General features: G+C 71.2%; 22 protein-coding genes. 9 read left to right on the top strand and 13 right to left on the bottom strand.

Going from position 1 to position 22,145, the window contains the following annotated elements; translation table 11 throughout:
* Nucleotides 1–9: 9 nt before the first annotated feature.
* Entirely contained in the window at nucleotides 10–744 is a 735-nt protein-coding gene (locus tag L8M95_RS09180; protein ID WP_260485842.1) for an amino acid ABC transporter ATP-binding protein, read from the bottom strand.
* Between the two features lie 112 nt (nucleotides 745–856).
* On the opposite strand from L8M95_RS09180, the gene L8M95_RS09185 reads away from it, so the two are divergent.
* On the top strand, nucleotides 857–2,095 hold the full coding sequence (locus L8M95_RS09185; RefSeq protein ID WP_260485843.1) for a fatty acid desaturase: 1,239 nt from the start codon (nucleotides 857–859) through the stop codon (nucleotides 2,093–2,095).
* Nucleotides 2,096–2,097: 2 nt separating this feature from the next.
* Complete coding sequence (locus tag L8M95_RS09190) at nucleotides 2,098–2,571, top strand: hypothetical protein (RefSeq protein WP_260485844.1); 474 nt, start codon at nucleotides 2,098–2,100, stop codon at nucleotides 2,569–2,571.
* A gap of 43 nt (nucleotides 2,572–2,614) precedes the next feature.
* On the opposite strand, the gene L8M95_RS09195 is transcribed toward L8M95_RS09190, so the two are convergent.
* The 3 genes from L8M95_RS09195 to L8M95_RS09205 form a co-directional block, all read right to left on the bottom strand.
* On the bottom strand, nucleotides 2,615–2,893 hold the full coding sequence (locus tag L8M95_RS09195; RefSeq protein WP_260485845.1) for a WhiB family transcriptional regulator: 279 nt from the start codon (nucleotides 2,891–2,893) through the stop codon (nucleotides 2,615–2,617).
* A gap of 238 nt (nucleotides 2,894–3,131) precedes the next feature.
* Entirely contained in the window at nucleotides 3,132–4,163 is a 1,032-nt protein-coding gene (locus L8M95_RS09200; protein WP_260485846.1) for a glycosyltransferase, read from the bottom strand.
* 13 nt (nucleotides 4,164–4,176) lie between these two features.
* The gene (locus L8M95_RS09205) at nucleotides 4,177–4,737 is read right to left on the bottom strand and encodes a type 1 glutamine amidotransferase domain-containing protein (RefSeq protein ID WP_260485847.1); all 561 of its coding nucleotides are present in this window, start codon (nucleotides 4,735–4,737) and stop codon (nucleotides 4,177–4,179) included.
* A 110-nt stretch (nucleotides 4,738–4,847) separates the two neighbouring features.
* On the opposite strand from L8M95_RS09205, the gene L8M95_RS09210 reads away from it, so the two are divergent.
* Entirely contained in the window at nucleotides 4,848–5,585 is a 738-nt protein-coding gene (locus L8M95_RS09210; protein WP_260485848.1) for a DUF2993 domain-containing protein, read from the top strand.
* Between the two features lie 6 nt (nucleotides 5,586–5,591).
* On the opposite strand, the gene L8M95_RS09215 is transcribed toward L8M95_RS09210, so the two are convergent.
* The gene (locus L8M95_RS09215) at nucleotides 5,592–7,148 is read right to left on the bottom strand and encodes an adenylate/guanylate cyclase domain-containing protein (RefSeq protein WP_260485849.1); all 1,557 of its coding nucleotides are present in this window, start codon (nucleotides 7,146–7,148) and stop codon (nucleotides 5,592–5,594) included.
* A 248-nt stretch (nucleotides 7,149–7,396) separates the two neighbouring features.
* Between L8M95_RS09215 and L8M95_RS09220 the strand changes: the two genes are divergently transcribed.
* Nucleotides 7,397–9,052 carry a DEAD/DEAH box helicase gene (locus L8M95_RS09220; RefSeq protein WP_260485850.1) on the top strand — a complete coding sequence of 552 codons (1,656 nt, stop codon included), beginning with the start codon at nucleotides 7,397–7,399 and terminating at the stop codon, nucleotides 9,050–9,052.
* Between the two features lie 118 nt (nucleotides 9,053–9,170).
* On the opposite strand, the gene L8M95_RS09225 is transcribed toward L8M95_RS09220, so the two are convergent.
* The 3 genes from L8M95_RS09225 to L8M95_RS09235 form a co-directional block, all read right to left on the bottom strand.
* The gene (locus L8M95_RS09225; RefSeq protein ID WP_260485851.1) at nucleotides 9,171–9,995 is read right to left on the bottom strand and encodes a thioesterase family protein; all 825 of its coding nucleotides are present in this window, start codon (nucleotides 9,993–9,995) and stop codon (nucleotides 9,171–9,173) included.
* Nucleotides 9,996–10,017: 22 nt separating this feature from the next.
* The gene (locus L8M95_RS09230; RefSeq protein ID WP_260485852.1) at nucleotides 10,018–11,220 is read right to left on the bottom strand and encodes an acyl-CoA desaturase; all 1,203 of its coding nucleotides are present in this window, start codon (nucleotides 11,218–11,220) and stop codon (nucleotides 10,018–10,020) included.
* A 92-nt stretch (nucleotides 11,221–11,312) separates the two neighbouring features.
* Nucleotides 11,313–12,326, bottom strand: coding sequence for an LLM class flavin-dependent oxidoreductase (locus L8M95_RS09235; RefSeq protein ID WP_260485853.1), 1,014 nt, complete (start codon nucleotides 12,324–12,326; stop codon nucleotides 11,313–11,315).
* A gap of 70 nt (nucleotides 12,327–12,396) precedes the next feature.
* On the opposite strand from L8M95_RS09235, the gene L8M95_RS09240 reads away from it, so the two are divergent.
* The 3 genes from L8M95_RS09240 to L8M95_RS09250 all read left to right on the top strand — a co-directional run bounded on the left by L8M95_RS09240 (nucleotide 12,397) and on the right by L8M95_RS09250 (nucleotide 14,511).
* Entirely contained in the window at nucleotides 12,397–13,287 is an 891-nt protein-coding gene (locus L8M95_RS09240) for a hydroxyethylthiazole kinase (protein ID WP_260485854.1), read from the top strand.
* On the top strand, nucleotides 13,284–14,015 hold the full coding sequence (locus L8M95_RS09245; RefSeq protein WP_260485855.1) for a thiamine phosphate synthase: 732 nt from the start codon (nucleotides 13,284–13,286) through the stop codon (nucleotides 14,013–14,015). The genes L8M95_RS09240 and L8M95_RS09245 overlap by 4 nt, the downstream gene beginning before the upstream one ends.
* 142 nt (nucleotides 14,016–14,157) lie before the next feature.
* Complete coding sequence (locus tag L8M95_RS09250) at nucleotides 14,158–14,511, top strand: VOC family protein (RefSeq protein ID WP_260485856.1); 354 nt, start codon at nucleotides 14,158–14,160, stop codon at nucleotides 14,509–14,511.
* A 66-nt stretch (nucleotides 14,512–14,577) separates the two neighbouring features.
* On the opposite strand, the gene L8M95_RS09255 is transcribed toward L8M95_RS09250, so the two are convergent.
* Together L8M95_RS09255 and L8M95_RS09260 are read right to left on the bottom strand one after the other, a co-directional pair.
* The gene (locus L8M95_RS09255; RefSeq protein WP_260485857.1) at nucleotides 14,578–15,417 is read right to left on the bottom strand and encodes a sigma-70 family RNA polymerase sigma factor; all 840 of its coding nucleotides are present in this window, start codon (nucleotides 15,415–15,417) and stop codon (nucleotides 14,578–14,580) included.
* Between the two features lie 122 nt (nucleotides 15,418–15,539).
* Complete coding sequence (locus L8M95_RS09260; protein WP_260485858.1) at nucleotides 15,540–16,040, bottom strand: carboxymuconolactone decarboxylase family protein; 501 nt, start codon at nucleotides 16,038–16,040, stop codon at nucleotides 15,540–15,542.
* A gap of 112 nt (nucleotides 16,041–16,152) precedes the next feature.
* On the opposite strand from L8M95_RS09260, the gene L8M95_RS09265 reads away from it, so the two are divergent.
* The gene (locus L8M95_RS09265; protein WP_260485859.1) at nucleotides 16,153–16,779 is read left to right on the top strand and encodes a DUF1707 domain-containing protein; all 627 of its coding nucleotides are present in this window, start codon (nucleotides 16,153–16,155) and stop codon (nucleotides 16,777–16,779) included.
* Between the two features lies 1 nt (nucleotide 16,780).
* Here the strand turns inward: L8M95_RS09265 and L8M95_RS09270 are convergent, their stop codons facing one another.
* Both L8M95_RS09270 and L8M95_RS09275 read right to left on the bottom strand, forming a co-directional pair.
* Nucleotides 16,781–17,206, bottom strand: coding sequence for a hypothetical protein (locus L8M95_RS09270; RefSeq protein WP_260485860.1), 426 nt, complete (start codon nucleotides 17,204–17,206; stop codon nucleotides 16,781–16,783).
* A 68-nt stretch (nucleotides 17,207–17,274) separates the two neighbouring features.
* Entirely contained in the window at nucleotides 17,275–18,621 is a 1,347-nt protein-coding gene (locus tag L8M95_RS09275) for an MFS transporter (protein ID WP_260485861.1), read from the bottom strand.
* A gap of 118 nt (nucleotides 18,622–18,739) precedes the next feature.
* Here L8M95_RS09275 and L8M95_RS09280 point away from each other — a divergent pair, with 118 nt between their 5' ends.
* Complete coding sequence (locus L8M95_RS09280) at nucleotides 18,740–20,611, top strand: amidohydrolase family protein (protein WP_260485862.1); 1,872 nt, start codon at nucleotides 18,740–18,742, stop codon at nucleotides 20,609–20,611.
* Here L8M95_RS09280 and L8M95_RS09285 read toward each other — a convergent pair.
* On the bottom strand, nucleotides 20,572–21,996 hold the full coding sequence (locus L8M95_RS09285) for a rhodanese-like domain-containing protein (protein WP_260485863.1): 1,425 nt from the start codon (nucleotides 21,994–21,996) through the stop codon (nucleotides 20,572–20,574). The genes L8M95_RS09280 and L8M95_RS09285 overlap by 40 nt on opposite strands.
* Nucleotides 21,997–22,145: the final 149 nt, after the last annotated feature.

Here is a 22,145-nt window from a genome sequence, read left to right on the forward strand (position 1 = left end):
GTCCCTGGGTCAGTTGGTGAGGATCTTGGACAGGAAGTCCTTGGCGCGGGAGCTCTGCGGGTTGGTGAAGAACTCCTCGGGGGTGGCCTGTTCGACCAACTCCCCGTCCGCCATGAAGATCACACGGTCGGCCGCCTTCCGGGCGAAGCCCATCTCGTGGGTCACCACGACCATGGTCATCCCGGTCTTGGCGAGCCCCGTCATCACGTCGAGGACCTCGTTGATCATCTCCGGGTCCAGGGCCGACGTCGGCTCGTCGAACAGCATGACCTTGGGATCCATGGCCAGCGACCGGGCGATCGCCACACGCTGCTGCTGCCCTCCGGACAGCTGAGCCGGGTACTTGTCGGCCTGCTGCTGGACCCCGACCCGTTCCAGCAGTTCCATCGCCCGCTTCTCCGCCTCGGCCTTCGACTGCTTGCGGACCTTGATGGGCCCGAGCGTCACGTTCTCGAGGATCGTCTTGTGCGCGAAGAGATTGAACGACTGGAACACCATCCCGACGTCGGCACGCAGCTTCGCCAGCGCCTTGCCCTCCTCGGGCAGGTGGTTGCCGTCGATGGTGATGGAGCCGGACTCGAAGGTTTCCAGCCTGTTGATCGTGCGGCACAACGTCGACTTCCCGGACCCCGAGGGTCCGATCACCACGACGACCTCCCCCTGCTCGATGGACAGGTTGATGTCCTTGAGCGCGTGGAAGTCACCGAAGTGCTTATTGACGCCTGAGATCTCGACGAGAGCCATAGTGGGATCATAAAGGTCGGGTGAACGGTTGCGTCCCAACTCGGCCGGACCAGTCCACCGCCGCGAGGACTTTGCGGTCGACACGACCCACGACGCTGCGTACCGTCATGCCATGGCGATATCTGATGTTAGGGAATACGCCCATCTCTCCGCCGAGGACGTCGATGCCATCGGTGAGGAACTGGACGCGATCCGCCAGGAGGTCGTCGACTCCCTCGGGGACGACGACCGCCGCTACGTCCAGAACACCATCCGCCTCCAGCGCGGACTGGTGACCGGCGGTCGTGTCGTCCTCCTCTTCTCCGGGTACCGACCCGCGTGGCTGATGGGCACCGGACTGCTGGCCGCCGGCAAGATCATCGAGAACATGGAGCTCGGGCACAACGTGATGCACGGGCAGTGGGACTGGATGAACGACCCCGTCATCCACTCCAGCTCCTGGGAGTGGGACATCGTCGGCACCTCCGAGCACTGGAAGGCGACCCACAACTACCACCACCACAAGTACACCAACATCATCGGCATGGACGACGACGTCGGGTACGGCGTGGTCCGGGTGACGCGTGACCAACCGTGGCACCCGGCGAACTCGCTCAACCTGGTGTGGAACACGATTCTCGCCCTCGCGTTCCAGTGGGGTGTGGGGGTCCAGCACCTGGAGATCGCACCGGCGACGATCAACTCCTCCGGGCGGGACGAGCGCAAGAAGCGGATCGGTCAGTTCCTGCGCAAGGCCCGACGCCAGGTCGGGAAGGACTACGTGTGGTTCCCGCTGCTGTCGGGCCCCAACTGGAAGTCCACCATGAGTGCCAACATGACCGCCAACGTCATCCGGAACCTCTGGTCCAACGCCGTGATCTTCTGCGGCCACTTCCCGGACGGCGCCGACAAGTTCACCCTCGAGGACCTCGAGTCCGAGACGCAGGCGCAGTGGTACCTGCGTCAGATGCTCGGCTCCGCGAACTTCACCGGCAGCAAGCTGACGCACTTCATGTCCGGCAACCTGTCGTTCCAGATCGAGCACCACCTCTTCCCGACCATCCCGTCGAACCGGTACGCCGAGATATCAGAGAAGGTCCAGGACGTCTGCCGACGGTGGGACCTCCCGTACACCACCGGGCCGCTGTACAAGCAGTACTGGCAGTCCTGGCGCACCATCGCCAAGCTTTCGCTCCCGAACCGCTTCCTCAAGGCCACGCCGGACGACGCGCCGGAGACCCGCTCGGAGAAGATGTTCGCGGGCGAGCCCAAGACCTACGAGGATGCCACGGGACCCCGCTCGGGTCTGGTCACCGCCCTCAAGCACCGGACCGATCCCACGCAGCTCCGTCGACTGACGCGGACCGTCTGAGCGTGGCGGGCCGCGCACCGAGCGACCGGACACCGAGCGTCGACGAGACGCATCGGCGACCGGAGGGGGCGTCCGACGCCGAGATCGAGGCCGCCGGCACCGTGGGCGAGGCGATGGAGTACATCGAGCGTGCCCGCGGTCGCCTGTACGACCTGCACCAGTTGATCGGTCGGGCGGACATCCTGTTCCAGGACGCCGCCGACCAACTGGAGCAGGTCGGCCGAACCGAACTCGCCGAGCGGATCCGCAGCGAGATGGTGGGGATCAACGTCCTCCACGGTCGCTGGACCTTCCAGATGGTGGAGGAGTTCGACGACGGGTTCTGGAGCACCGCCCGCGCGCTCGACGGCGCGGTGCGCGACGAGCTCACCGGTGGGCGGCGGCATGTCCACGAGGCCGAGATGAAGGAGGCCAACCGGACCGGCGGCCGCCGCGGTCACGAGGCGACCCCGCAGGACCGGAACCCGGGCCGGTGAGCCCACCCGGGAGGTGGGTGCGCGTCGCGGCGGCGTCCCCCGGTCAGCCCGTCCGGTGTCGACCGGAGATCTTGTGCCTCTCGGCCTCGGTCAGCCCGCCCCACACGCCGTAGAGCTCACCGACGCTGAGGGCGAACTGCCGACAGGTATCGAACACCGGGCACGTCGCACAGACCGACTTGGCCTGCTCCTCCTTCTTGCGCCGCTCCCCCTTCGACTCCTCCTCCAGGCTGTAGAAGAGGTCCTCGTGCCCGATGCACGCGGCATGGTCCCGCCAGGACCAGAAGTCCGAGGTGGGTTCGAGGTTCCTGTATCTCGGCAATTCAGCCTCCGTCCCTGCGCCTCGCGAAGTGCCCTGCCTCGAGCCCTGAGAGTTCGTCGTCCGCAGTCGTCAACGCAATACTGTCAGCGTTCGACGTCCGCGGTTCCGCACTCTGCTGGGCCGTCAGGGTGATTCTCCCACCGCCACCGCGCGTACGCAGCGGTTATCAGCACTGCTGATATCCGGGTGAGAAAACGCCTACTCGCCCATCGGGAGACGGTGCGCACCCGAGACGGGACTACCTCGTCGTCGTCACCGCTGACCGGATGACCTCCGCGGCGCGGGACGCCGCCCCGTCCACCCCCCACCACGTCCGGATCCCGGCGGCCTCGCCGTCGAGGGAGCGGTCCACCTGTTTGCGCACCGCGTGCGCGACGGCCGTCGGGCCGTCGCCGTACCGCATGACGGTCGCGCCGGGGATCGAGTCCAGAGCCTCCGCCGTGGCGTCGTACTCGCCGTAGGCGTGCTTGCCGGGGACCACCACCAACGGGACATCGGCGCAGGCGGCATCCGCGACGGACGCCTGCCCGGCGCCGGTGACCACGACATCGGCCGAGCTCAGCACGGGCCAGGGGTCCTCGTGCCACTCGCCGTCGGGTCCCCCCAGCTCGACCCAGTCCGCCACGCCCAGCTCCGCGGTGGTGGTGCGCACGGCACGCCAGAAGCGGTGGTCGCCGTCGGTGCCGGAGGCGTTGAGGTGGACAACACGGGGACGACGACGAGCCCGCGGTTCGCGACCACGCCGCTCGAACCGGGAGACGCCGCCGATCTCGCTCACCCGCGAGTCGGTCCGCGCCACCGTCTCCCGGTGCACTCCCGGCGGCCAGGCGCCGATCAGCCTCTCGGCCGCCCGGCATCTCAGCAGGTGCGGTTCGTCGTCGCGCACCCCGGGGGGCAGCGTGCTCACCATGGGCGTGCCGGTCATGCGGGCCGCCAGCGACATGCCCGGGGACGAGTCGACCCAGAACGCGCGCGGCTGCACGCGGTCGATCCACGCCACGGCGGCACGGCGCGCGCCGAGGGTGATGTCCTCCGGCCCCGGCCCATCCAGCGACCCCGGCCCCTGCGGCCCGGGCCCCGCGGGCCGACCCCGCGGCGCGTCCTCGACCGGCAGGTGGACGACCCGCGTGCCGCGGGGCCGCTGGGAGTCGTCGAGGGGGCCGGTCACCAGCATGGTGACCTCCTCACCCCGGTCGCGGAGTGCGGCGACGACCGGCAGCACCCTGTGCAGGTGCCCGCGCCCACGGTTGTGGACGTACACGCCGATCATCGCGGAGGCGTCTCTAGGCCGACCCCCGGGCCGCACCGAGGATCGCCTCGCAGAAGGCCGGCAGGTCGTCGGGTCGGCGACTGGTGAAGATCCCGTCGTCGCTGACGAGTTCGGAGTCGACCCACTCCGCGCCGGCGTTGACCAGGTCGGTCCGCAGGCTCGGGTAGGAGGTGACCTTGCGTCCGCGGACCACGTCGGCCTCGATGAGCACCCACGGCGCGTGGCAGATGGCGAACACCGGCTTGCCGGCCTCGACCATCTCGCGCACGAGGGTCACGGCGTGCTGGTCGCGGCGCAGGGCGTCCGGGTTGGCCACGCCGCCGGGCAGGACGAGGACGTCCACATCGGCGGCGGAGATGTCCGCGCTCGTGCGGTCCACCGGTCGGGTGCCGGCGGGGCTGAGATGATCGACCAGCTCCACCTCGCCGTCCTCCGTACTGACGAGGACCGGCCGGTGGCCGGCGTCGGAGACGGCGTCCCACGGTTCGGTGAGCTCGACGCGCTCGATGCCCTCGGAGGCCACGAGGAAAGCGACGGTACGGGGGTCGGTGCCTACATCCTGTGTCTCGGTCATGACCCCGATCGTGAGGTCCTGCCCGCCCCGCCGCAACCGGTCCGATTCCCCCCGCGACGGCCGGCCCGACGTCGGTGGCCCCGGCGGCGCGCGTCCGGCACGATGAGCCCATGAGCAGACGAGATCGCATGGACCGCAACCGGCGTGGCGGCGGCAGGCGTAGAGGCTGTGGCGGGTGCGGGTGTTCGCTGATCGTGTTGCTCCTGTTGCTGGTGGGCCTGGTCGTCGCGGCGGAGTTCGGCGCGCGCTGGTACCTGTCGGACCGGGCCGAGCGCGAGGCGTCCGCGAAGCTCGGCGCCCCGGTGTCGGTGGGGTTCGGTTCCAGTCCCGTGTTGTGGGACCTCGCCACCGAGCGGGCCGTGGACTCGGTCCGCCTCACCTCCCCCGGTGACGCCACCGTGCCCCGGATCGACGTGACCGGGTACTCGGTCTCCCTGGTGGACGGCGCGATCCGTGCCGCGACCGCCGACGGCACCGCCACCCTCAGCGGGGAGCAGCTCGCGGCGGCCGCCGCGGAGGGCAACCCGGCGGAGGGCTCGCCGGTCGCCGGCCTGACGGAGGTGCGCGCGGTCCGTCCCGACGCGCCGGCCGGCCTGCTGCGCGCCGACGTCGGCGGCGTCGCCGAGATCGGGGTGGTGCCCGGCGTGTCCGACGGGCAGCTCACGCTCACCCCGCAGGAGACCGCGCTGCTGGGGTTCCCGCTGCCGGACGGGCTGTTCTCCGGCATCACCGGCACCGTCGACTCGACCATGGCGTCACTGCCCGAGGGCGTGGTGATCGAGGACGCGCGGGTGGTCGACGACGGCCTCGAGGTGATGCTCGGCGGGCGTGACGTGGTGTTGCGCTAGGAGTGGTCAGGCGGGCGTCGGCGCGCACAGCCGGGTGGGCTGGTCCCGCCCACGCACGACCTCGGACCCCACCTCCTGCCAGAGCCGCCGCTCGGACTCCGCGGCGGCGTCGGCGGCGACCCCGGAGGCCAGCACGAGGCCGGGCTGCTCCTTGGCGAGCTCACACAGTCGCGAGGCCTCGTTCACCGCGTCGCCGATGACGGTGTACTCGAACCGGTCGTCCGAGCCGACGTACCCGGCCACCACGTCCCCGTAGGACGCCCCGATGCCGGCGCGGCAGTCCGGCACCCGGGAGGGCAGACGCTCACCCAGCGCCCGCGCGCAGGCCAGCGTCGCGGTCGCCGGGTCCGCCATCGACCGGGGCGCGCCGAACACCACGAGCGCGGCGTCGCCGAGGAAGCTGTCCACGATGCCGTCGTACTCCTCCACGGTCTCCACGACCACCGAGAAGAACCGGTTGAGCACGTCCACGACCTCGGACGCGTCGGACCGCACGGCCATCTCGGTGGACCCGATGAGGTCGACGAACACCACCCCCACGCGCGAGTCGCGCCCGCCCAGCTCGGGATCGTCCAGTTCGGCGGCCTCGGCGACGTCGCGACCGACGTGCCGACCGAACAGGTCCCGCAGCCGCTCGCGCTCCTGCAGCCCGGCCGCCATTTGGTTGAAGCCGCGTTGCAGCTCGCCGAGCTCGGTGGCGTCGTAGACCACCACGCGTCGCGACAGGGTGCCGTCGCTGATGTCCTGCATCGCCCACCGCACACTGCGCAGCGGCCCGAGCATCGATCCGGTGGCCAGGGAGATGAGCAGGAACCCGGCCAGGAGGGACGTGACGCCCAGGACGATGACGACGACGGCGAGGCGTTCCAGTGACAGGGCACGACCCGCGAGTGTGTAGATCGCGACGATGATCAGGCCCGTGATGGGCACGCCGCTGCCCAGGGCCCACACCACCCGGAGCCGCGTCATGGCGCCGAGGAACCGGGTCCGCGGCGCACGTCCCGTGGACAGCGCGACCGCCGCGACCGGACGCAGGCCGAAGTCGGCCAGCAGGAACGCGGCGCCGCACACGACCATGCCCGCGAAGACGATGGTGAACCCCACGACCGGGATCGACGACGGGTCGACCAGGCCGTACGCGGGGGTGACGACGGCCGCGCCGAGCAGCCACAGGAAGGCCTGGATGACGGTGACCCGGCCGGGCAGACGCAGCGTCGCGACCCGCTCGCGGTCGGTGGGGTCCCGGCCGTCGAGGAACCACCGGACCCGGCGATAGACGACGGTGGTGACCCAGACCGTGCCCACGATGATCGCCAGCGTCACGTACACGGGCACCACGATCACGGAGGGGACGAGGAACTCCCGGGACAGCACCGCCGGGCCGGGCAACACGAAGAAGACCAGCACCACCGCCACCGCGACGCCCACCAGGTTGGAGGCGAGAAGCGTCAGGACCAGCAGGACGCGGACACGGATCGCACGCAGGCGACCGGACTCCTCCTCCCGTCCGAGCAGCACCGATCCCAACTCGGGGCGGCGCAGCAGGGACAGGTCTATTCGCACGCCTCGTATGGTGCCATCACGCGTGGACGAACGTGATGCCCTCGTCACACCTCGGACGCGGGGCTGGGGTGGGAGGCCCGCTACGCGTAGGGTGGTCCGTGGACGGCCCGCACCACTCTTGCCTCGGGCCGTGCGGTTGTCGACCTCCCCGTGGTCGCGCACCGGGCGCATCGCTCATCGAAGTGGATGCGGCTCCCCGAGAGCGCGCCGGGCAAGACGCCATTCCTCTATGTACGGAGCTATCTCCCTTGTCACGTTCTTTCGCCGATCTCGGCGTGCCTTCCCCCCTGCTCGACGTCCTGAACGGCGCGGGCATCACCACCCCGACGCCCATCCAGTCCGCCACGCTCCCGGACGCCCTGTCCGGCCGTGACGTGCTGGGCCGCGGCCGGACCGGCTCGGGCAAGACCTACGCGTTCTGCCTCCCGCTCGTCGCCCGCCTGGCCGCGTCCGGCGGCCGCCGCGCCCGCAATTCCCCGCGCGGACTGATTCTGGCGCCCACCCGTGAGCTCGCCCGGCAGATCGACGAGACGCTGGCGCCGCTGGCCAATTCCATGGGCCTGAAGACCACCGTCATCTTCGGCGGCGTCTCGCAGGGCCGTCAGGTCGAGGCGCTGAACCGTGGTGTCGACATCGTGGTGGCCTGTCCGGGCCGGCTCGAGGACCTCATGGGCCAGAAGCACTGCCGCATGGACTCGATCGAGGTCAGCGTCCTGGACGAGGCCGATCACATGGCCGATCTGGGCTTCCTGCCCGGTGTCACCCGCATCCTGTCTGCCACCCCGGCCCGTGCGCAGCGGCTGCTGTTCTCCGCGACCCTGGACTCCGGCGTCCAGAAGCTGGTCACCAAGTTCCTCACCGACCCCGTGGACCACTCGGTCGACGACGGCACCGCCACCTCCGGCCCGACCGCCCACCACGTGGTGCATGTCGATGCCGACGACCGCGTCCGCGCCCTGGCCGATCTGGCCGTGGCGCATCCGCGGACCGTGATGTTCACCCGCACCAAGCACGGTGCGAAGCGTCTGGCCAAGCAGCTCACCGGCCGCGGGGTGGTGAGCGTCGACCTGCACGGCAACCTGTCGCAGAACGCCCGTGTGCGCAACCTCGACGCGTTCTCCTCCGGTGAGGCGACCGTGCTCGTGGCCACCGACATCGCGGCCCGCGGCATCCACGTCGACGACGTCGGGCTGGTCGTCCACGCCGACCCGCCGGCCGAGCACAAGGCCTACGTCCACCGCTCGGGCCGCACCGCCCGGGCCGGGGCCGTCGGCACCGTCGTCACCGTCGCCACCTCCGATCAGGTCCGCGAGGTGCGGTCGCTGCTGCGCGCGGCCGGGGTCACCGCCGGCGAGATTCAGCTGCCCGTCGGCGCCGATGCCGCGGTGGCGCTGGCCGACGCCCCCGAGCCGCCCGCCCACGTGCCGTCCGACGACGGCGCCGAGGGCCAGTCCGTCCGTGGGCAGGCCCGTCGCAGCCGCGGCCAGGGCCGGCAGAGCCAGAACCAGCAGCGTCAGGGCCGCGGAGGCGGTGGCGGTGGCGGTGGCGGTCAGAGCCGCGACGGCGGGCAGGGTCGTTCGGGCGGTCAGAGCCGCGACGGCGCCGACCAGGACCGCCAGGTCCGGGCCCGTTCGGACCGCGACGGCGCAGAGCGCGGTGGCCGCGACCAGCAGGGTTCCGGCAACGGCGGCGCTCGTCGTCGTCGCCCCCAGACCGCCGACGCCCACGGTGCGGGCCGTCAGGGCTCCGCGCGTCAGGGCTCCGGCGCCCGCGGCACGGGTGGGCAGCGCTCGGGCGGTCAGGGTTCCGCGACCCAGGGCTCCGGCGCCCGCCAGTCGGTGGGCCAGGCGGCCGGACGGCCCCGCAGCGACCAGCGTCGCCGCTCCACCCGCACCGCCGGCTGACCCGCGGGGAGCCACCCCTCCCCACCCGGAAATCCGCTACTCGAAATCCGGATCGGCTACTCCAATCGGACTAGCCGATCCGGATTTCGAGTAGCGGATTTTGGCGTCGAGGGGCCGGTCAGCCGAAGACGGTGATGGTCTGCCGGCTGATCGCCGCCAGCTCGCCGTCCGGCCGCCACAGCATCGCGTGGGTGTGCGCGTATCCGTCACGGGCGGCATCGGTGGCGGCGGCGTAGCCGAGGATCGACTCGGCCGGGAACGTCTCCGGCCCCACCTCGGCGATCAGCTCCAGCGTCCACGTCAGGCTGCTGCCGGGCGCGAACCCGTCGAGCATCTGGATCGGCGCCGGCGGCCACGCGTCGGCCAGCACAACCAGGTGCTCCTCCTCGAACCGGTCCGGGGCTTCGCGCAGTGACGCCCACCCCGACAGGTCCGCCGTCTCGGAACCGGAGAACGGCAACTGGCCGCTGACCTGCCGCAGTTCGACGAACCGGTAGAACTCCGGCGTGAAGTTCTCGACGTAGGGGAACGCCTCGATCGCGGTCGGATCCCCCAGCGCCGGCATCGGGTGCGCGGGCGGGACCGAGATCGCCGACTGGCGATGCTTGCCGAACGCGGCCAGAGCAGTGGCGACGATCGCGCCCTCCTGCCGCACGGTGGCCTGGCACTGGACGACGTTGGAGCCCACGCGCAGGATCTCGGCATCGATCTCGACGGGGCCGGTGGCCGCGGGGCCGATGAACGACACGGTGATCGAGCGCAGCGGGTGGACGACGGGTGCCGAACCGTCGCCGGTGTCCCGGCTGCGCAGGCACCCCTTCATGGCGGAGAGCAGTAGAGCGCCGGTCAGGCCCCCGAAGATCGCCCTACCCTGTGTCCAACCCTGCTCGACCTCGACGGTCCCGCCGCGCGCAGCGGCCTCCAACATGCTCGTCAGCGACATGCGGTCATTGTGTCACCGGGGCTCAGCTGCTCTGGTGGGCGCGTCCCTTCCTGACCCCGGCCAGCGCGGTGGCCAGGCCGGGCATGCGCGGGCCGAGGGCGAACATCTTCTCGCTACGGGTCTCCGGGGCATCGTCGGCGGTGCGGCGCAGGAAGCGGTCCGGCAGTGACAGCCGCGCGATGGTGCGCCACGACTGCAGGTACTGCTTCCACAGCGGCCCGCTGACGTACGGCAGGTCGTAGCGGTCGCAGAGCTCGCGGACCTTGAGGGAGATCTCCGAGTACCGGTTGGACGGCAGGTCCGGGAACATGTGGTGCTCGATCTGGAACGACAGGTTGCCGGACATCAGGTTCATCGCCGGACCGCCGTCGAGGTTGGCGCTGCCGAGCATCTGCCGCAGGTACCACTCCGCCTGAGTCTCGGTCTCGATGTCGGACAGGGTGAACTTCTCGGCGCCGTCGGGGAAGTGCCCGCAGAAGATCACGGCGTTGGTCCAGATGTTGCGGATGATGTTGGCCGTGATCGTGGCGGTGAGGGCCTGGCGGCCGCTCGGTCCGGCGAGCACCGGGAAGAGGATGTAGTCCTTGAGGATCTGCTGGCCGGCCTTCCGCAGGAACGCGCGCGCACGGCGGCGGTCGGCCGGGGACGCGTCCGGGTCGAACGCGTCGGACGTGTCGACCGCCTGCAGGCCGATCCCCCACTCGAAGCCGAGCATCAGGATCGTGTTGACGAGGATGTTCCCGGCGAACCGGGGTTCCCACGGGATGTCCCGGGTCACGCGCAGGACGCCGAACCCGACGTCGTCGTCGACGCCGACGATGTTGGTGTACTTGTGATGCAGGTAGTTGTGGGTGTGCTTCCAGTCGGCGGAGCTGCCGACGAGGTCCCATTCCCAGTTGGTCGAGTGGATCTCCGGATCGTTCATCCAGTCCCACTGGCCGTGCATGATGTTGTGGCCGAGTTCCATGTTCTCGAGGATCTTGGCCACGGCCAGGGTCCCGGTCCCGAGGGCCCACACGGTGCGGTTGCGGGCGCCGAAGTACAGCAGCGCGCGGGCACCGAACTCCAGGCCGCGCTGGAGTTTGATGATGCTGTGGATGTAGCTGTAGTCGCGTTCTCCGCGGGAGGCGATGACCTCGGCGCGGATAGCATCGAGCTCCCGCCCGAGCTCCTCTATCTGGTCGGAGCTGAGGTGGGCGTATTCGCCGACATCGGAGATCGCCATACAGCCAGAATAGGCCGGTTCAGGTGCCCACGGCTACGGCTGCGATCGCGGCAGCCCTGCTTTCGTGACCAAGTGCACCCGATCCGACCACTTCAGTCACTCCAGGCCCGGCGCAACACTTCCAGGGAGCCGTGGATCCGTTCGACCGTCGATCCCACCGGCGCGATCATGAGTTCGTCGGCCCCCGCGGTGCGCGCGAAGTCGGTGAGGTAGTCGCGCACGGCCGGCCCGTCGCCGACCGCCGTGAAGTGGATCATGTGCAGGATCTGGCGGCCGCCGGCGGACTCCATGATCATGTCGAGTTCCTCGTCGGAGAACTCGCGTCCGCGGCCGGCCATGAGCTTGACCCGCTGGCGGCGGTACCACTGCAGTTCCCGCTCGGCCCGCTCGGTGTCGTCGTCGGCCACCACGTTGACGGCGGCGATCATGTACGGCTCGGACAGCTGGTCGCTGGGCTGGAACCGCTCGCGGTACACCTGCGAGGCCTGCTCGAGGGCGTCCGGCGCGAAGTGCGAGGCGAACGCGTACGGCAGACCGTAGGCGGCGGCGAGCTGCGCGCCGAACAGGGACGAGCCGAGGATGTAGAGCGGCACCTTGGTGCCCCGCCCGGGAATGGCGGCGATCCCGCGCGTGCGGGCGAAGTCGGAGGGCGAGTCGCCGAGGAACGCCTGGAGCTCGCGGACGTCGTCGGGGAAGCTCTCGGCCGCCGACGGCTCGCGGCGCAGCGCGCGGAGGGTCTGCGGGTCGGTGCCGGGCGCGCGGCCCAGCCCGAGGTCGATGCGTCCGGGGTGCAGCTCGGCCAGGGTGCCGAACTGCTCCGCGATCACGATCGGCGCGTGGTTGGGCAGCATCACGCCGCCGGAGCCGAGCCGGATCCGCTCGGTCTGCGAGGCGATGTGCGCCATGAGTACCGCCGGCGCGGAGGAGGCGATCGACGGCATGTTGTGGTGCTCGGAGTACCAGACCCGCTCGTAGCCCAGTTCCTCCGCCTTCTGCGCCAGTGCGACCGAATCCTGCAGGCCCTCCCCGATGCTCTGGCCGGGGCGGACGGATGCGAAGTCGATGACGGACAGGGGCAGGGCGGTACCGGACTGGGGGGAGGTCATGCCCCGTGCAACCCGGGTCCCCGGCACGCTATTCCTGTCGGCGACCGGGCGGGGGCGGCAGACTGGGGGCATGTCCCCCGCTGCTGACCACCCCGTCGACGTCGCCGCCCTGGTGACCGTCATGCGCGAGACCGGCCCGCTCGTGCACTGTCTCACCAACTCGGTGGTCCGGCAGATCACCGCGGACGTCCTGCTCGCCGCCGGTGCCGCGCCCGCGATGGTCGACCACCCGGAGGAGGCCGGGGACTTCGCCGCCATCGCCTCCGGCGTGCTCATCAACGTGGGCAATCCGACGGCCGAGCAGGTCGAGGGCATGCACGCCGCGATCGCCGCCGCCCGCGCCGCGGGGACCCCGTGGGTGCTGGACCCGGTGGCGGTCGGCGGACTGGTCCTGCGTACCGGGCTGGCCACCGACTGGTTGGAGGCCGGGCCCGCCGCGATCCGGGCGAACGCGTCGGAGACCATCGCGCTCGCCGGCACCGGGGCGGGCGGCCGGGGCGTGGACTCCACGGAGGATGTCCTCGCCGCCGAGCCCGCGGCCCGGGACCTCTCGGCCCGATCGGGAGCGGTGGTCGCCGTGACGGGACCGCGGGACCTCGTCGTCTCACGGCGTGTCGTCACACAGCGTCCCGGTGACCCCACCACCGACGCCGACACCACCGACGCCGCCACCGTCACCCGCGCGACGTGGATCGAATCGGGCCACCCACTGCTGCAGAAGGTCATCGGCACCGGGTGCGCCCTCGGCGCGCTCACCGCGGCCTACCTCGGGGCGGCGCGATCGGCGGGTATAGCGGACCACGACGCGGTGGTCGCCGCGCACGCCCACGCGGGCGCCGCGGGGACGGTCGCCGGGCGCACCGCCGCCGGGCCGGGCAGCTTCGCCGTGGCGTGGCTCGACGCCCTGTACACGCTGACCCCGGAGGAGATCGCGGACCTGGTCACGGTGACGGGGGCGTGAGCCGCGCGGTGTCCGGCCGCGGCGCCGGCGTCGACTGGCGGCTCTACCTGGTCACCGACCCCCACCTGGGCGGCGGGCGCGACGCGGTGCCGGGGATCGTCTACGAGGCGGTTCTGGGCGGGGTGGGTGTGGTCCAGGTGCGGGACAAGGAGTGCGACGACGACGAGTTCGCCACCCACGCCGCCGCCGTCGCCGAGTCCGTCGCGAGGGCGTGCACCGGGACGGGCCGTGACGTGCCGGTGTTCGTCAACGATCGTCTCGACGTCGCGCGGGTACTGGGGCTGCACCTGCACATCGGACAGCGGGACGTGCCGTTGCCGCGGGCCCGCGCGGCGCTGCCGGATGAGTTGATGCTCGGGTTGTCGATCGAGTCGGATGCGCAGTTGGCCGCGGCGGTCGCGGGTCCCGGGCCGGCGCCGGACGTGATCGGGGTGAGTCCGGTGTGGTCGACGGCCACCAAGACCGACACCGCCGCCGCGCTGGGCCCCGAGGGTGCGGACCGGTTGGCCCGGGCCGCGCACTCGTACCGCCGGCCCGGGGGCGTCCCCGGCGACCCCGGCGCGGGCATCCGCGCGGTGGGCATCGGCGGGGTCACGCCCGCGACCGTCGCGCGGTTGGCCGCCACCGAGCTGGACGGGGTGTGCGTGGTCTCCTCGATCATGGCCGCCCCGGACCCGCGGACCGCGGCCTCGGACCTGCTCGCGCGCTGGGACGCCGCCCGCCGCTGACCCCGGGGCGGTCGTACGAACGGCCGACATCGCTCTTCCGCCGGACGTGATGGGATCGAGCCGCGAGGCTTGATGAAGAATTGGTGACAGAGGGTCAGGAAAAGTCGAACTGGACGCCGTCAACACCCGTAGCGTCTGCGGCATGCGCCGGATCCCTCTGGAAATCACGCTGGTCGAGTTCCCCAGCACCTCGATGGCAGCCACGACCGAGTTCCTCTCGACGGTCTGCGGCTGGGAGCCCACCGTGTACGGGCAGTCCTATACGAATCTCATCCGCGGCGGCATCGACGTGGGAGTGCAGGGGGACGACGACGAGCAGTCCCCCGCTCCGCTCATGGTGATCCGCGTGCCCGATCTCGACGAAGCCCGCGAGCAGGTCGAGGCGGCCGGAGGCGTGCTGACCTTCGGTCCGTTCGACTTCCCCGGCGGCCGCCGCTTCCACTTCCGCGAACCCGGTGGCAACGAGATGGCCATGTGGGTGCCGGCGCCGGTCTAGCGCGGCGCCGGTCTAGCGCGGCGCCGGTCTAGCGCGGCGCCGGCTCGTCCGGGCCCTGACGCTGCGTCAGTGCCTCGCGGACGCGGCGAACCCCTCGGGCAGCGCGAGCCGGGTGAGCTTGTCCGGGTTGCAGTGGAAGTAGAGGCGCGCGATCCGCCCGTCGACCACGGCCACCTGCGCCACACGCAGCACCCCCCGCGCGAGGATGGCCAGCGCGAACTCGCGGTTGACCTCGACGGGCGCGATCATCCCGCCCGAGAGCTCCGCGGACTTGATGAGGAAGTACGCGCACTTGCGGGCCCCGACGATGTCCCGCCGGGCGGCGTTGACCTTGCCGCCCCCGTCGGAGACCACCCGGGCATCCGCGGTGAGGGCGGCGATCGTCTGTGGGAGATCTCCGGCCAGCACGGCCTCCACCAAGCGCGTGATCACCGCGTCCGAGGCGGGCTCGGGCGGACGCAGGTCGGTCTGCAGTCGGTGCCGGGCCCGGCTCACCCACTGGCGGACCGTGGCCACCGCGGCGCCCAGGGTGTCGGCGATCTCGGCGTAGGGCAGGTCGTACGCCTCGCGCAGGACGAAGGCCGCCCGCTCGTCCGGGCCCAGTTGTTCATAGGCCAGCAGCACGGCGATGCGCAGGTCGTCGCGGCGTTCGGCGCGATCCGCCGGCAACAGGGCGGTGTCGACGGGCTCGGGCAGCCACTGACCCACATAGTCCTCCCGCCTGCGCCGCCGAAGCCGGTCCAGGCACAACCGGGTCGCGACGGTGGTGAGCCATGCCTCGGCGTTGCGGGGAGCGGCTGCCGGGTCGAGCACCGCCCACCGCGCCAGCGCCTCGTCGGCGGCGTCCTCGGCGTCGGCCCAGGTGCCGGTGATGCGGTACCCCACCCCCAAGAGCCTGCCGCGCACCCGCTCGAGGGCGTCGCGGTCGAACTCGGGGCCGAGGGCCGAACCGGACCGAGGTGCGGTCGCCGGGGCCGCGGCAGACGCAGCGGGACCGGCGGGCGCGGCAGGCGTGGCGGGACCGGCGGTCAGGGCCGGATCACCGGTTCGATGTCGCTCGGGATGAGTCCCCGCAGAGTCGCCGGGTCCTTGCGGGTGGCGATCGCGATCCGGTTCCATGCGTTGATCGTGACGATCTCCATGACCAGCTGTCCAGCCCCTTTTTCGCCCCGGTGGCGGACCACCTCGTCCCACAGGTCGTCGGGGACGGAGTCCTCGCCGTCGATGTGGGTGACGGCGTCCGCGAATGACAGGACCGCCCGCTCGGCCGGGGACACCTCCTCGGCGTGGGCGGGCCAGTTCTCGGCGGCGGCGATCCGGCTCTCGCTCCAGCCGTCCCTGCGCGCATCCCGGCGGTGCATGGCCAGGCAGTAGCGGCACCCGTTCACCGCGGAGACGCGGAGCCGGACGAGGTGACTGTCGTGCCGGGAGACCCTCGCTCGGGAGTAGGCCTCGAGTGCCAACATCGGCGCCATCGCGCCCGCGCTGATCTGTGTGCGTTGGTCGTTCTTCCCTGGTGATGTACTCATGCCTCTTCGACGCACGAGTCCACCGGAATGTGACACGGCGGGCGGGCGGACTGCGGCGAATCGGGGCGATCCCCTATGGCGCCGCGGGCCGCGCGGTCCTAGCGTTGATCCCATGGCCGACCCGGACGACCTCCTGCTCTCCGACGCCGAGCGGCTGCACGCCCTCATGGCCCTCGGGGACCACTACGCGTCCGGCCGACTGGACGACACCGAGTTCCACGCCCGCTCCGGCGAGGTGGCCACGGCCCGCACACTCGGCCAGCTGCGCGGCTTCTTCACCGACCTGCCCGGCGGGACGCCACTGACCTCAGTCGACGGCATGATCGTCGAGTCGGCGACGGCCCCCGGCGGCGAGCTGGAGCTCTCGTCGCCGTCGTCATCATCGCCGAGGTCCGCCGCCGGCGCGGCGACCCCCACCACCCGCGGCACCGACGCCGACCTGGAGGAACTGCGCAAGCGCGGGTCGCTCGTCGAGTCGCTGGACGGCGTGGTGCTCGGGATCACGCTCGTCACGTTCCTCGTGCTGCAGATCATCGTGGACTGGCAGTACGCGTGGATCGTGTGGCCGTCGCTCGCGCTCACGCTGGGGATCCCACGCCTGATCCTGCGGTACACGGATTCCGAGGAAGAGACCTACGAGAAGCTCAAGAAGGCCGACAGGAAGGCCCGCGAGGAGCGGCTGCGCGCCGCGAACGAACGGATCCGCGAGCTGGGTGACGGTCGGGAGAACCGCAGCTGAGCTACCGGGACTCGTCCGCGCCGCCGCGGCTGCGCTCGCGGGTCCCGCCCGTTTCCCCGCGCCTGGCCAGGGCGGTCGCCACCACGGGAAGCAACCCCATCCCCAACCCGACGGCGACGATCGTCGTCCCGATCCCCAGCGAGGCGAGCACCGGGACGCGGCGCTGGGCGAGCCCGGCGTCGCACGCCTCCTGCGCCTCCGTGCTGGGCTGGGGACGCTCTCCGCGCAAGAGGTCCTTCCAGCTCAGCGAGGTGAGCGCGTTGTCCTTGTCGCGGGCGTCGCTGTAGTCGGGACTGAAGTAGGTGCCACAATCCACCCGCTGTACGAAGCCGCCGGTCGACACGCCGATGCTGCCCAGCAGGATCCCGCCGAGCACCACGAGCAGGCCGAGGACGGCGACGAGCGCACCGATCACACGAGTGGTCACCGCGCCATCGTCACATCCCCGGCGCGGCACCGCATCCGGGCCGGGTGGCTGCGGTCAAGTGGCTGCGGTCAGGTGTCCTCCAGCGCGTAACCCTTGCGCTCCGGGAGGGTGAAGGCGGCCAGGGCGGCGACGACGAAGGCCGCGGCGAAGACCCCGAAGACCAGCACCGTGTCGCCCAGATCGAGCAGGAGCGGCACGAGCAGCGGCGCGATGATGGAGGCGATCCGCCCGAACGCCGCGGCGGCGCCGGTGCCGGACCCGCGGGTCGCGGTGGGGTAGAGCTCCGGTCCGATCGCGTACAGGGCGCCCCACGCACCGAGGTTGAAGAACGACAGGGCCATGCCGGCGGCGATGATCGTGGCCGGGGAGTCCGCGAGCCCGAACAGACCGGCCGCCACCGCCGAACCCGTGAGGAACACCGCGAGCGTGACCCGTCGGCCCCAGACCTCGATGAGCCACGCCGCGACCGCGTACCCCGGCAGCTGGGCGAGGGTGATGATGAGCGTGTACCCGAACGACCTGACCAGGTCGAAGCCCTGCGAGACGAGCAGACTCGGCAGCCAGATGAAGGCGCCGTAGTAGGAGAAGTTGATCCCGAACCACACGATCCACAGCGCGCCGGTCCGTGTGCGCAGGCGCGGGGACCAGATGGACTCGGCGGGGGCGGCAACGGCGGGGGCGGCGTCGACTCCGGCCGCTGGTGCCGATGCGGTGGCGGGACCAGCAGCATCGTCTGGCGGCTCGACGCCCGCGGAGGCCTCGTAGTCGCGGACGATCCGCTCGGCCTCGTCGGCGCGGCCCTTCGATTCGAGGTAGCGCACCGACTCGGGGAGCCCGAACCGCACGACGAGCGCGTACGCGGCGGGGACGAGCCCGATGGCCAGCGCCCAGCGCCACCCGTCGTCGCTCGCCGGCACCACGAAGTAGCCGATGAGGGCGGCCATGATCCAGCCGACGGCCCAGAACCCCTCGAGGATCACCACCACCCTGCCGCGTATCCGGCGGGGCGCGAACTCGCTGACCAGCGTGGACGCCACCGGCAGCTCGGCGCCCAGGCCGAGGCCGACGATGAAGCGCAGCACGATGAGCATGGCGATGCCGGTCGACAGCGCCGCGGCGCCGGTGGCGAGGCCGTAGATCAGCAGGGTGGCGGCGAAGACCTGGCGACGGCCGATCCTGTCGGCGAGCAGCCCGCCGAGCGCGGCACCGATCGCCATCCCGACGAACCCGATGGATCCGATCCACGACAGCTCGGTGGGCGAGAGCGACCAGTGGACCGCGAGCGCGGCCATGACGAAGGAGATCAATCCCACGTCCATGGCGTCGAGCGCCCACCCCACGCCCGAGCCGAGCAGCAGCTTGCGGTGCTTGCGGGTGAACGGCAGGCCGTCGAGGCGCTCCGTGCGGGTCGTCATGGCGGCAACGCTACTCGGCGCCTCCGTCAGATCGGCGGGTCAACCGGGGCTGGACGTGGACGAATGTCCGAGTAGCCTGGTGTCACTGTGTCACACATCACAACAAGAGGAGCTCCTCGTGGGCATCACTGAGTCGTCCGGCACCGGTTCGCCCGCTGCGACGGGCACGGACTTCGACGTCGTCATCCGGGGCGGCACGGTCTTCGACGGCACCGGCGCCCCCGGCATCCGCGCGGATGTCGGGATCCGGGCCGGGGAGGTCGCGGCGATCAGTCCGACGCCGCTCCCCGTCGCGCCGGACACGCAGGTCGTGGAGGCCGAGGGCAGGTGGGTGACGCCCGGGTTCGTGGACACTCACACCCACTACGACGTCGAGCTGCTCGTCTCCCCGGGCCTGGGCGAGTCCGTGCGGCACGGGGTGACCACCGTCCTGGTGGGCAACTGCTCCATCTCGGGCGTGTACTCGGGCACCGTCGACGTGGCCGACCTGTTCAGCCGCGTCGAGGCCCTGCCCCGCGACTCGGTGCTGGCGGCGCTCGAGCAGAAGAAGACCTGGTCGGGTCCGGCGGACTGGCGGCGCGCGGTCGAGGGGCTGCCACTGGGGCCCAACGTCGCGTCGTTTCTCGGCCACTCCGACGTCCGCGCCTCGGTGATGGGGTTGGGCCGGGCGACCGACCCCAAGCAGTCCCCCAGCCGCGACGAGTTGCGCACGATCGACCGCCGCATCAACGCCGCTCTCGACGAGGGCTTCCTGGGCGTGTCCACCATGACCAATCCGTGGGACAAGATGGACGGTGACCGCTACCGCTCGCGGACCCTGCCCTCCACGCACGCCTCGTGGGGCGAGTTCCGGCGGATCAGCCGGCTGCTGCGCCGCCGTGACCGCGTCCTGCAGGGCGTGCCCAACCTCAACACCAAGGTCGACGTGGCCTTCTACGCCGCCACCAGCACGGGGCTCTTCCGCAAGCCCCTGCGGGTCTCGCTGCTCTCGGCCGCGGACACGCTGGCCGAGCCGTGGGTCAACCGCATCTTCCGGCCCATCGCCTGGGCCGCCAACACAGTGGGTAAGGGCAAGTTCGTGTGGCAGCACCTGCCCACCACGTTCAAGGTGTGGGCGGACGGGATCGACCTGGTGGTGTTCGAGGAGTTCGGCTCCGGCCGTGAGGCCCTGCACCTGGTCGACGAGATGGCCCGCACCGATCTGCTGGAACAGGAGAGCTACCGCCGCTGGTTCCGGCGGGATTTCGAGAAGCGGTTCAGCCCGCGGGTGTGGCACCGCGACTTCGACGACGCCCTCATCGTGGCGTGCCCCGACGAGTCGCTGGTCGGCAAGACCGTCGGCGACGTCGCCCGCGCCCGGAAGCTCCACCCGGCGGACGCGTACCTCGACCTGGTGGTGGAGTTCGGCACCGACTTCCGCTGGACCACCACCATCGCCAATGCGCGCGAGAAGGTCGCCAACCGGCTGGCGCGGACCCCGGGGGTGACGATCGGTTTCTCCGACGCCGGAGCGCACCTGCGCAACATGGCCTTCTACAACTTCGGCATCCGCCTGCTGGAGCGCGTCCACCAGGCACAGCTGGGCGGCAAGCCGTTCCTCACCACGGAGGAGGCCGTGTACAAGCTCACCGGTGAGCTGGCGGATTTCTACCGCCTCGACGCCGGGCGCCTGGAGGTCGGCCGCCGGGCGGACGTGGTGGTCATCGATCCGTCCGGGCTCGACGGCGAGTCCCTCGAGTACCACGAGGAGGCCATGGACGAGTTCGGCGGGATCCGCCGGATGGTCAACCGCAACGACCGGGCCGTGGCGGCGACGATCATCGGCGGCCGGGTGGTGTGGTCCGACGGGGAGTTCGTGCAGGGTTACGGCCGGGAGTTCGCGGCGGGCCGGTTCCTGCCCGCGGGCGAGGCCGTGGCACCGCGCCCGGTGGAGGCGCCACGGCCCGCCGCTCACTCCGTGGGCATCCCGGCGTCCTCCCAGGCGGAGTAGCTGCCCTCGAGCTCGGTGACGTCGTAGCCGACGCTGCGCAGCGAGCTGGCGACCACCGAGCTGCGGGTGCCCGACTGGCAGTAGGTGACGATCGTGCCCGAGTCGGGCAGTTCGTCGCGCTCCCACATCACCTGGCCGCCGTGTAGCTGGGTGGCGTCGGGGACGTGGCCGTCCTCATATTCGGACGTGGCGCGGACGTCGAGCACCATGGCGTGCTCGTGGGACTCCAGGTTCTTGGGGTCGACCGTCTCCGGGCGGAACGTGGGCAGTCCGTCGGTGGAGGTGACGTACCCGCGTGTGGAGTCGATGCCCACGCGGATGACGTGCCGCCGCAGCTCGTCGGCCGCCTCGGCGTCCTCGGCGAGGAAGACCAGGCCGCGGGTGTCCTTGTCCGGATCGATCGCCCAGCCGGCGTAGGTGCCCGCCTGGCCGGCGGGGAGGTTGATGGCGCGGTCGACGGTGCCGTCGTGGACGTCGTCGGCGGGGCGGGGGTCGACGACGACGAGGCCACCGGACTCGATGCCGGAGGCCACCTCCTGGGCAGGCAGCTCGTGCAGCTCCGGCAACGGATTGCCGAGCACGGAGGGGCCGTCCCGGTTCTCGCGCTTCATCCGCCCGAAGTACGCCGGCGCGTCGGGCTGGCCGTCGAGGAGTTCGGAGATGAAGCCCTCCTCGTCGTCGTTCTCCACGTACGTCGGCCACCACGCGAACTTCCGCTCGTATCCCACCGAGCTGGACGGCAAGGCCCCCAGGGACTTGCCGCAGGCCGAGCCCGCGCCGTGGGCCGGAAACACCTGGACGTGGTCGGGCAGGGTGAGGAAGCGCTCGCGCAGGCTGGAGAACAGTTGCTTGGCGCTCTCGACGCGGGTGTCCTCGCCGTCCGAATCGCTGCCGGCGTCGTCGTGGCCGCCGGCGGTCTCGTCGAGCAGGTCCGGTCGGCCGAGGTCACCACAGAACACGAAGTCGCCGGTGAGCGCGTAGCCGGGCTCGTCGGCGAACGCACCGTCGGTGACGAGGAACATCAGGTGCTCGGGCGTGTGGCCGGGGGTGTGCACGGCCTTGAGCCGGACGTTCCCGAGCTCGATGGTGTCGCCGTCGCGGAGCCGTTCGCCTTCAAAACCGTAGCGCCAGTCGTCACCGCCCTCGTCCGAAAGGTAGACGGTAGCGCCGGTCGCGGCGGCCAGTTCGCGGGTGCCGGACAGGTAGTCGGCGTGGATGTGGGTCTCGGTAACCTTGACGATGGTCATGCCGTGCTGGTCGGCCATCTCGAAGTACGGCCTGAGGTCGCGGCTGGGGTCCACGACGATCGCCTCACTGCTGCTCTGGCAGCCGATGAAGTAGCTGGCGTGGGCCAGGTCGTAGTCATAGATGCGTTCGAAGAGCATGGTGCGGCGTCCTTTTTCCTTGGGGGAACAGGTACATCAGCCACCGTAAAACCCTCCCCGGTATGCAGCCACCGGTCGATTCGTGCGCACTCGCGGCCGGGCGGCGCACACTGGGGACGGACCGTATCGCCGATGGAAGGACCCCCGCC

Source organism: Dietzia sp. B32, assembly GCF_024732245.1.
GTDB lineage: Bacteria > Actinomycetota > Actinomycetes > Mycobacteriales > Mycobacteriaceae > Dietzia.

Bases quoted from the DNA above. Each gene is read 5' to 3' on its own strand.
- L8M95_RS09180 (WP_260485842.1), bottom strand. From the start codon at position 744: ATGGCTCTCGTCGAGATCTCAGGCGTCAATAAGCACTTCGGTGACTTC.
- L8M95_RS09185 (WP_260485843.1), top strand. From the start codon at position 857: ATGGCGATATCTGATGTTAGGGAATACGCCCATCTCTCCGCCGAGGAC.
- L8M95_RS09200 (WP_260485846.1), bottom strand. From the start codon at position 4,163: ATGATCGGCGTGTACGTCCACAACCGTGGGCGCGGGCACCTGCACAGG.
- L8M95_RS09205 (WP_260485847.1), bottom strand. From the start codon at position 4,737: ATGACCGAGACACAGGATGTAGGCACCGACCCCCGTACCGTCGCTTTC.
- L8M95_RS09210 (WP_260485848.1), top strand. From the start codon at position 4,848: ATGAGCAGACGAGATCGCATGGACCGCAACCGGCGTGGCGGCGGCAGG.
- L8M95_RS09225 (WP_260485851.1), bottom strand. From the start codon at position 9,995: ATGTCGCTGACGAGCATGTTGGAGGCCGCTGCGCGCGGCGGGACCGTC.
- L8M95_RS09230 (WP_260485852.1), bottom strand. From the start codon at position 11,220: ATGGCGATCTCCGATGTCGGCGAATACGCCCACCTCAGCTCCGACCAG.
- L8M95_RS09235 (WP_260485853.1), bottom strand. From the start codon at position 12,326: ATGACCTCCCCCCAGTCCGGTACCGCCCTGCCCCTGTCCGTCATCGAC.
- L8M95_RS09240 (WP_260485854.1), top strand. From the start codon at position 12,397: ATGTCCCCCGCTGCTGACCACCCCGTCGACGTCGCCGCCCTGGTGACC.
- L8M95_RS09250 (WP_260485856.1), top strand. From the start codon at position 14,158: ATGCGCCGGATCCCTCTGGAAATCACGCTGGTCGAGTTCCCCAGCACC.
- L8M95_RS09260 (WP_260485858.1), bottom strand. From the start codon at position 16,040: ATGAGTACATCACCAGGGAAGAACGACCAACGCACACAGATCAGCGCG.
- L8M95_RS09265 (WP_260485859.1), top strand. From the start codon at position 16,153: ATGGCCGACCCGGACGACCTCCTGCTCTCCGACGCCGAGCGGCTGCAC.
- L8M95_RS09275 (WP_260485861.1), bottom strand. From the start codon at position 18,621: ATGACGACCCGCACGGAGCGCCTCGACGGCCTGCCGTTCACCCGCAAG.
- L8M95_RS09285 (WP_260485863.1), bottom strand. From the start codon at position 21,996: ATGCTCTTCGAACGCATCTATGACTACGACCTGGCCCACGCCAGCTAC.